General features: G+C 39.8%; 6 protein-coding genes. 5 read left to right on the top strand and 1 reads right to left on the bottom strand.

The window, feature by feature from the left end; genetic code table 11:
* The first annotated feature begins 77 nt into the window (after positions 1–77).
* From ACIG3F_RS15745 to ACIG3F_RS15725, 5 genes are all read left to right on the top strand, one after another.
* Positions 78–1,208 (top strand): restriction endonuclease subunit S, encoded by a 1,131-nt coding sequence (locus ACIG3F_RS15745; protein WP_396470503.1) that lies wholly within the window; start codon positions 78–80, stop codon positions 1,206–1,208.
* A 187-nt stretch (positions 1,209–1,395) separates the two neighbouring features.
* Complete coding sequence (locus ACIG3F_RS15740) at positions 1,396–2,313, top strand: Abi family protein (RefSeq protein ID WP_396470502.1); 918 nt, start codon at positions 1,396–1,398, stop codon at positions 2,311–2,313.
* Between the two features lie 34 nt (positions 2,314–2,347).
* Positions 2,348–5,611, top strand: a complete 3,264-nt coding sequence (locus tag ACIG3F_RS15735) for a type I restriction endonuclease subunit R (RefSeq protein WP_396470500.1) — start codon at positions 2,348–2,350, stop codon at positions 5,609–5,611.
* Positions 5,612–5,638: 27 nt separating this feature from the next.
* Positions 5,639–7,690 (top strand): hypothetical protein, encoded by a 2,052-nt coding sequence (locus ACIG3F_RS15730; protein ID WP_180186144.1) that lies wholly within the window; start codon positions 5,639–5,641, stop codon positions 7,688–7,690.
* Between the two features lie 12 nt (positions 7,691–7,702).
* Positions 7,703–8,470, top strand: coding sequence for a hypothetical protein (locus tag ACIG3F_RS15725; RefSeq protein ID WP_180186143.1), 768 nt, complete (start codon positions 7,703–7,705; stop codon positions 8,468–8,470).
* Positions 8,471–9,314: 844 nt separating this feature from the next.
* Here the strand turns inward: ACIG3F_RS15725 and ACIG3F_RS15720 are convergent.
* The coding region (locus tag ACIG3F_RS15720; RefSeq protein ID WP_396470498.1) for a transposase at positions 9,315–9,793 on the bottom strand (479 nt) is incomplete at its 5' end.

Raw genomic sequence — 9,793 nt, 5'->3', positions numbered from 1 at the left:
ACTCGATTTGATAAACTGGCACGCAATTATAAATCTATGATTCGTATAGCCTGTATATTTATTTGGTGCAAAGCCAAATGAGGACACACCCTAGTAATGGATTTCCAAAAAAAGGAGATATTTTAGTTACTTGTGTGGGAACTATTGGTCGTTCTTTTGTTTATCCTTTTGATAAGTCTTTAGCTTTTCAGCGAAGTGTTTCTTTTATGAGACTTAATAAGAAAGGTAATCCTCAATTTTATAAATATTTTATTGAGTCAAAGGCATATCAATCTCAACTTGAATCTTTGATTAAATCGAGTGCTCAAGGTGGAATTTATATGGGAGACTTAATTAATACAGTTGTAATTAAATGCCCCTTAGATGAACAAATTCAAATCTCCAATTTCCTCGACCATGAAACCGCAAAAATTGACAGCCTGATTGCCAAACAAGAAAAGCTGATTGAATTGCTTAAAGAAAAACGTCAAGCGGTAATTAGCCATGCCGTGACCAAAGGTTTAAATCCTGATGTTCCAATGAAAGATTCAGGTGTTGAATGGTTAGGTGAGGTTCCGGCACATTGGGAGGTGAGTAGAGTAGGTTGGCTATGTGAATTCATTTCTTATGGATTCACCAATCCCATGCCTTCAACAGATGAAGGGCCTTACATGCTGACGGCCACAGATATTGAGTTTGGACGAGTGAAGTATGAGGGGGCAAGACGCACGTCTATAGAAGCATTTAGGAATCTATTGTCCCCTAAAAGTAAACCGCAAGCAGGTGATATATTAGTTACAAAGGATGGAACCCTTGGGAGAACGGCGCTATTTGATGGTGATAATGAAGTTTGCATTAGTCAGTCCGTAGCTCTTTTAAGGCTTCATAAAAAAATTGTGCTACCTGAGTTTCTAGTTAGAGCCTTTTCCGGTGCTGATTATCAGAGCAAAATAATATTTGATGCTGGCGGTACAACTATCAAACATATCTACATATCTACATTGTCAAAAATGAATTTTGTATTACCTCCGATGCATGAACAAAAAATATTAGTAGATGAGTTAAAGATCAAACTTGCAGATATGGATCGGTTGATTGATCAAGCGATTAATGCTTCTAATCTCCTAGGTGAGCGCCGTACAGCACTTATATCCTCTGCGGTCACAGGCAAAATCGACGTACGCAACTGGCAACACCCCAATGAGGCTAAAACGGAGTTTAGCGCATGAATATTCTCAGTTGCCTCAAACAAATGTGGAATCAAGCAGATACAAAAAATCATTGCATAAATAATTGCAATGATTCACTATATGCTCAACAACACCCGACAAGGCTAGGCAAGCAATTGCATCCTCAAACTGTCGGGTTACTTGTTTCTGGAGCCCTAAAAAATATAAAAATAGGGGCAAGCCATCTATGAAATCTTTTAACAAGCCTGCCAAAACTTTTGCTGAACAAATCGAATTATTAAAAGCGCGTGGCATGCAATTTGCCAATGAACAACAGGCACAATTTTACCTAGAGCAAATCAATTATTATCGCTTAGGTGCCTATTGGCTTCCATTTGAAGATACCCACTTACCACATTGCTTTAAACCAGAGACCAGTTTTGAACAGGTTTTAGAGTTATATGTTTTTGATCGTGAATTAAGGTTACTCATCCTGGATGCCATAGAACGCCTGGAAGTTGCCGTTCGTACCCGTTTTGCCTATGAATTGGCACATCGGCATGGTTGTCACGCCTATCTGCAAGGTCAGTACTTTAAACCCACCTTTAGATGGCAAAGCTTACTCGAATCACTGAAAACTGAAGTGTCCCGGGCAGATGAAGTCTTTATAGAACACTATAAACGTACCTATGATGATCCTGAATTACCACCGATTTGGGCAACCTGCGAAGTCATGAGTTTTGGGCAACTGTCCAAATGGTATCAGCTCTTGGCACCGATTCAGACACGTAAAGCCATTTCCAGTCATTTTGATTGCGATGAAAAACAGTTTGAAGGCTTATTGCAGCATTTTGTCTACTTAAGAAATACCTGTGCTCATCATTCAAGACTATGGAACCGCAAGTTTACCAAAACCATTGCCAAGCCGCGCAGTAAGCCGATGGGGCTTCGGGTGCAATGCAATTTTGAAAATACCAACGCATCAGATCGAAAAATTTATAACAGTCTGGTATTTCTACTTTATTTCATGGACAAAATCGCCCCGCAGCATACATGGCGTAAACGTCTGGTTGATCTGCTTTTGACACATCACAACATATCAAAAACAGCGATGGGCTTCCCTGAAGATTGGCAAAGCTATCCAGTTTGGCAAATAGAACAGTAATAAAGAAATTTGAGTATTTAGGGGTAGGGGAAACATGAGATCGGATGCAACTTTAGAAACTATCTTCCAGCAAGATATTATTGCGCAAATGCAAACGCATGGCTGGATTGTGGGTTCTGGGCAAGGCTACAATTGTGAAAAAGCCCTGTATGAACAAGACGTACTCGACTTTGTACAAAAGACCCAACAGGTCGAGTGGCAGAAATTTAAAAACATTTTTCCCAATGATACCGAGCGCCATTTTTTAGATACCGTGGTGGCTCAGCTTAAAAAAGCCGATATCAATGCCACCGATGTTGAATCCCGTAGTTATGGCACATTGGGCATACTCCGTCATGGCATCAAGACCCGCGGCACACGCTTTTCATTCTGTCAGTTTAAACCTGAACATGGCTTAAACCCCGAACTGAATCAACGCTATCAGCAAAATATCTGCCGTGTCGTGCCTGAACTGGTGTATAGCCCATATACATCCAAAGCCGAATTAGAAGCAACAGGCAAACAAGCCAAAAAATGGCGCATCGATCTGGTCCTGTTTATCAACGGCTTTCCTGTGGCAACTTTGGAGCTCAAGTCCGAGTTCAAACAGGCTGTGCAAAATGCCATGACACAGTACCGAAAAACCCGACTGCCCAAAGACCCTGAAACCAATAAGCCTGAACCCTTGCTGATGTTTAAACGCGGGGCATTGGTGCATTTTGCCGTCAGTCAGTATGAAGTCTATATGGCGACGCATTTGAATGGTGACAGCACCTACTTCCTGCCATTTAACAAAGGCACCAAGGAACAAGGTGCAGGTAATGATGTCCCTGAAGATGTCAACGAATACGCCACAGGCTATTTATGGAATGAAGTCTTAACACCCGATAGCTTGCTGAATATTTTGGGTAACTTTATTCATTTACAGATTGAAGAAAAGGAAGACTGGGAAGGGCGTAAATACAAAAAAGAAAGCCTGATCTTCCCCCGTTATCACCAATGGAAAGTGGTGAATAACCTAGTTCAAGATTCCCTTAAAGAAGGCACAGGACAAAAATACCTGATTCAGCACAGTGCCGGTTCGGGTAAATCCAACTCGATTGCATGGACGGCGCATCAGCTTTCCAGTCTGTATGATGCCAACAATAAAAAGATGTTTGATTCGGTGATTGTGGTGACAGACCGAACCATCCTGGATGCACAGCTTCAGGATACCATCTATCAGTTTGAACATGCCGATGGTGTCGTGGGGCGGATTAACAATAAAGAAGGTGATGGCTCTAAATCCGAGAAACTGGCAAAAGCCTTGGAAATGGCGCAGCCGATTATCATTGTCACCATTCAGACCTTCCCGTTTGTACTGCGTGCCATTGAAAACAGCACCAGTTTAAAAGAACGTAAATACGCCGTCATTGCCGATGAAGCGCATTCATCCCAAAGTGGTTCCACGGCGCGTCAGCTCAAAGAAACCCTGATGATTGAAGAGCGTGAAGAAGATGAGCAGCTTTCTTCGGAAGATGTACTCGATGCAGTGATGGCATCACGTAAGGGCAGTGCAAACCTAAGCTTCTATGCCTTTACCGCAACACCAAAGGATAAAACCTTACAACTGTTTGGACGCTTGCCTGATCCAAGCATGCCGCCGTCGAAAACCAATATTCCTGTGGCATATCATGTCTATTCGATGCGCCAAGCGATTGAAGAAGGCTTTATTCTGGATGTGCTGAAGAATTACACCAACTATAAAGTCATCTACAAGCTCAAGCAGAAGATCGAAGAAAAAGATGCTCAGGTCGATGCCAAGAAAGCCAAGACCAAGCTGAATCAGTGGGTACGCTTACACGATCATAATATCTCGCAAAAAGTGCATATCATCATTGAGCATTTCAAGAAGAATATTATGGGCTTACTCGGTGGACAAGCCAAAGCCATGGTGGTGACCAGTTCTCGTAAAGAAGCAGTGCGTTATAAACAAGCCTTTGATAAATACATTGCTGAACAGAAGTATGCCAACATTCAAGCCATGGTGGCATTCTCAGGCGATGTTGAATTTAATGCCAATGATGCAGACAGTAGCCATCTGTTAGGTCAGAAATTTACTGAAAGCAATATGAATCCAAATCTGAAAGGTCGTGAGATGCGTAAGGCATTCGACAGTGATGACTTTCAGGTGATGATTGTGGCGAATAAGTTTCAGACCGGTTTTGACCAGCCAAAACTGTGTGCCATGTACGTCGATAAGAAATTGGGTGGTGTGGAATGCGTACAGACCTTATCGCGCTTAAACCGTACCTATCCTGCGAAATCTGAAACAGGCACCTTTGTTCTCGACTTCTTTAACGATCCACAAGACATTCTCGATGCTTTCCAACCGTATTATCAAACAGCAGAACTGGCGGATGTATCCAATCCTGATCAGGTTTATGATCTGTTTGAAAAGCTGAAAGCCTCAGGTATTTTCCTCTGGACTGAGGTAGAACAGTTCGTTGAGGCCTTCTACAGCAAAAATAAATCCAGTGCAGCCCTCGCAAACATCTGTAAGCCCGCTTTACAACGCTGGCAGCATCGTTATAAACAAGCTATCAATGATTATGATGTCACCAAGAACCGTTTAGAGATTACCAAGCGAACAGGTGAGCCTGTATTGATTGCCAATGCTGAAAATGAATTTGCAGAAGCGAAGAAAGCTCGTGATGCTTTGGAAATCTTCAAAAAGGACTTGGGTAGCTTTACCCGGTTCTATGAGTTTATGTCTCAGATCGTGGAATATGATGATCAAGAACTTGAGAAGCTCAGTCTTTTTGCGCGTAACTTACGTCCGATGCTACGTGAACAAGCAGCGGATGAAGATGAGATTGATCTGAGTAATGTGGCGATGAGCCATTACCGCTTGTCTAAGCTTCGTCAGCAGGATATTCAGCTTAAAGCAGACAGTACTGAGCATAAACTTGAACCTGGGAATGACTTGGGTACAGCCAAGGCGAAAGACAAGAAGGAAGACTTCTTGTCGGTGATTTTAAGCCGTGTGAATGAGATCTTTATCACGGATAAGCTGACCGATAAAGACATGATTAATTATGTTCATACCGTGGCAGATAAGATGTCTGAAAACGTGCGGATGATGAAGCAGATTCAAAATAACACCCGTGAGCAGGCGATGCTCGGTGAGTTTGATACGGCGCTTGATGACGCCGTATTGGATAGCAATGATGCACATACTGAGCAAATGACACAGCTCATGAGCGATCCTGCAAAGATGAGGCAGTTTGCGCATATTATTTATGATGTGTTGATCAATAAAGAACAGAAGAATTTTTAAGAAATAGTTTAAATGTTAGGGGGTAATGTGAATACGGTTTCCAAAATCAAATATGACGATCAAAAAGAAATAAATGTATTAAAAGTGCAGTTAATCGAAGTAAATCAGAAACTACTTGCTTATGGTGATGTAGAGGATACTTTATATGAGGCTATAGAAGAGCAGAATTGGTTTACTTTTAAAAATAAGCCATTTGTTGTATTTGATCGTAGAACTGGTTTTTTATTTCCAAATTTTAACCACGTTAAACATGTTGCCTATCGTGAATGGAACGAGGTAAAAAAATCTTATGGGCCTAACGATATTGAAAAAGGGCGATGGGAAATTCTATCTGAGATTTTTTATTATGATGAGAAAACTGATAGAACTAAAGGTTCATATTTTTTTAAACAAGGCTCACATAATTTAAAATTAGACTATCCAAAAAAATTTAGAGGATCTAAGGCGACTGGCATATTTATTTCAAAGCATATAGATAAATTAGGCCAATTAAAAAAGATTAACTATATAACAGGCTTCAGCGCAAATGATTCTTTTTCTTGGTATGTCACAGGAAATTATCAGAATTACTTAAACCATAGTGTATTCCCTGTACTGAGGGTATTGAATAATCCAAAATTATTACCAGATCATCCGAGTATGATCGGAAGGGAAAAAAGCAAAATAATTTTGAATTTCTTTATAGATAAAGGATGGATGCCGATTTTTGAGCCCTTCTTGGATCAGTTTCACAATGAATCCAATGTTGATTATCAGAACAGATTGAATATAGCTAAGAAACAATGTGATGAGTACAATAGCATTTTTGAAATTTACTATGAAAAAAGACAATTAGAGAAAAAACTTTTGGGTCTTGGTCTAACTTATGATGATCTGTCAAATGCGGCGGTATCAAATGTGGGTAAAGTGTCTTATGACTTTCTTGTTGAAATACAAAATTATAATATTGATGAAATCAATAAATCTGTGTGGCAGTACAGTCTTTCTGCACAAAAATGGCTGAATAGTCTTTTAGGTAAAATTGATGAATGGGAAAATGACAATCTAGATCTAGTGAAGACTGCCCTTGAATTAAAGCAGGAGCTAGATAAAAAGATAACTGTAAGTATGAATGTGACTGCTGAAGAAAAGCAGTTACTTGAATCGCAATTGCAACAGCTAAAAAAACGTCTTGATATAGGCTTAACGCCGTTGCGTTCAAACTTAATTAATTTATTTTCAGAATCTCAGCAGATTTCTCTCAATTTAGAGCAAACCAATACATTGGTGGGTTTGGCACAAATTGAGCAACAATTGCGTCCAAGTTTTGAACTGCTTGCAGAACATACTGCAATACTCTGTACCAAGACATTAAAAGAAATGGAATGGTTGGATCAATCATTGGATTTTGTGAAATCAATAGTAAGCGTTCTGCGTAAATCAGCAGAGGATTACTTCATTCTGGTAGATAAATATCAGCAGGACTTAATGCAGTTAGGTCTAGATAACAGTATTGAATCGGAAGAAATTGCAAAATGGTTTGCAGAATGGCGCAGTGAGCGTTTATCCCTTTTAAAACAGATTCAGCCTTTGTTGGATGCTGGCTTAAACAAACTTATAGATGAACAAACTGTACTTGATGTTCTGCCTTGTATTGAACAGTATCAGAATGAATTGGATCAGTTTTATTTGCAAAAGCGTTTAGGTATTCATACAACTTACGCATTCCAGCCGAATGGTCATCGTCAAGAGAAGCTTGAAAAAGAGCAAGAACTCACCAAGCTTGTTCATCAGTTTATGCAGCAGTTGGAAAAGGTCATCTTTAATACCAAAACAACGGCGCAAAAGATTTGGTTAATACGTTTTAGTGAAGCTTGGCAGCAAGGCGTGGTCAATCAAATCACAGATTTTCTAGCCAAAGAACAACTTATAGAACGTGATGACGTTCTTCTGATCATGAGTGACGAATTACGTAAAGTTCAACAGCAGAACTTAGCTGCATGTTTGCAGGATGCTCAAAGCTATAGTGAAGCATTGGCACAACGAGAAAAAGACGTAAATACATTGATTTTTAAAATGCGTAAAGCATTACAGAAATAAAAGGGGATAGGTGTGAGTTTTCTAGGTGATTTAGTCGGTGGTGCCGTTAGTTTTGCCAAAAGTGTTTTTAGCGGGTCTTCGGGTAGCACAGGAGGAGGGCATGATCGTGATTATGGCGGTTCATATTCAACATCTACAAGCTCGACCGTGACCAATTACGATCCAGATAAGGTGGAAGTTGCTAAACTGGAAAATGAACGGGTCGATTTAGTAAAAAATGCTCAGCTTGAATTGATGGAAGTCAATGCTCGTCTTGAAGCAGTGATGATTGAAGCTCGATGCAAAGGCTTTCAGGCGATGCAAGGCTCAATGATGCAAATGCTTAAAGAGGTCAATTTGCTCGCTGAAGAGCGTTTGGTTCTCTTGGAGAATGGTAGTCAGGAACAAGTTCAGAAAGTTGAAGCAATGTATGCTGATCTGGGAAAAGACATCGAAAATGACGACTTTATGTTTTCAAAAGTTCCACAGATGTTGGATATAGCAAACAAATTCCCAGAGGAATCAGACAGCCGAAAACTTTATATGAGTGGTATTGATCGAGAAATGGCAAAGCATTTTGATTTCAAGACAGAACAGTTGAAGAAACTGAATGAACGTTGTCATATTGTCGTTGCCTCTGTGGTTGAGAGTAAAAAGCAAATGCAGGCCCATATTGATACTGTCATTTCTAAACGTATTGAGCACATTGAACAGGTGATGCATGTAAATGCACAGCTTCCTTATAATGCAAGGGCGCAGATTGGTAGTAGCGATCAATTAAAAATTGAGCAGAAGTCTTAAATTAATTTATGTCTGGCTATTAAAATAGGTTAAACCTTATTTCAAACAAACGCCTGATGAACTCCATTGGGCGTTTTGTATTTTAATAAGGATTGTTACCAAACTCATGGATGAATTTATTGAATTGGTTAAACAGTTTACGATCAAAAGTATAAGCGATGGTTTGCTTCTTTAGATCAAGTATCTTGGCAAAAGATTAAAATTTTATAGAAAGTGATGAAGTCTCCGACAAACCCGGTACGGTTCACCAATGCTTTCACTTTAGGATGTCTCATTCCTCTTCAGTCTGTTTAATAAGCTGACTTTTAAGACGAAGGATTGCTTTCTTTGCCTCAAGCAGCTCATGTTCATCAGGGTTGTTGCGTAAAGGCTGTACCGGCCTTTAGCCATTTATAAATACTGTGCTGTGATGTGATACACCTAAGCATTCTGCTAGATCAGTGACGTAATATCCACGTTCGGTAATCAATTTAACCAAGAATAGACGAAATTTGTCTAGGAGCCTGGTGGCAGTCCATTTCATCTTTATGTGTGTCTAGAATTTTGGTGGCTATTCATATTTTATGTGCAGGCCATACAATTGGATTTCATGTAAGTTTAAAGCTATATTAGCGACACCATGTCGCATAATGAAATTACAATTAAAGAATATTTTTTATTTTAAATGTTGCTAATTTTATTATGTATATAGATATTAATGGTTAATTTAAAACTATTATATTTGAAAAATTTTTTATAAATAAAGAAGAAATGTTTATATTTTTAAATTGAGAATAATTGAATAATATTCTGCAGTTAATAGTTTGGTTCAACGTAAGCATCCGCTGAACGCCATCGCCAAGTTTTAACGGGGTTCAGGTTTCCAGCGGTGAGGTAGTAATTCTTCTATTTGGGGCACTTTATGTGTTGGCAACCTTTTCAGCACATCACTTAAATAGTCATACGGATCCAAGCCATTCAGCTTTGCTGACTGGATTAAAGTCATGATATTGGCAGCTCGTTGACCACTGCGCAGCGAACCTGCAAATAGCCAGTTCTTACGCCCCAAGGCCCAGGGACGCATTTGGTTCTCTATCCAATTATTGTCAATGGGTAGATTGCCATCATCCAGATAGCGGCTTAAAGCAGTCCAACGTTTTAGGCTGTAATTGATCGCCCGGGCGGTTGGAGAACTCGATGGCACCGTCAGCTGATGTTGGTTGAGCCATTCATATAGTTGTTGCATGATCGGTTGACTATGCTGTTGTCGGTATTCGCAGCGGTCTTCCGCTGTACCATCCGTCTTTTTTCTTAATTCTGCTTCTATCGCATATAATTTCTGAA

The organism is Acinetobacter sp. NPDC052428 (assembly GCF_044547685.1).
Lineage (GTDB): Bacteria > Pseudomonadota > Gammaproteobacteria > Pseudomonadales > Moraxellaceae > Acinetobacter > Acinetobacter lwoffii_G.
Note: the sequence above shows the minus strand (reverse complement) of the source record. Positions and strands in the feature narration are given on the sequence as shown.

Bases quoted from the DNA above. Each gene is read 5' to 3' on its own strand.
- ACIG3F_RS15745 (WP_396470503.1), top strand. From the start codon at position 78: ATGAGGACACACCCTAGTAATGGATTTCCAAAAAAAGGAGATATTTTA.
- ACIG3F_RS15740 (WP_396470502.1), top strand. From the start codon at position 1,396: ATGAAATCTTTTAACAAGCCTGCCAAAACTTTTGCTGAACAAATCGAA.
- ACIG3F_RS15735 (WP_396470500.1), top strand. From the start codon at position 2,348: ATGAGATCGGATGCAACTTTAGAAACTATCTTCCAGCAAGATATTATT.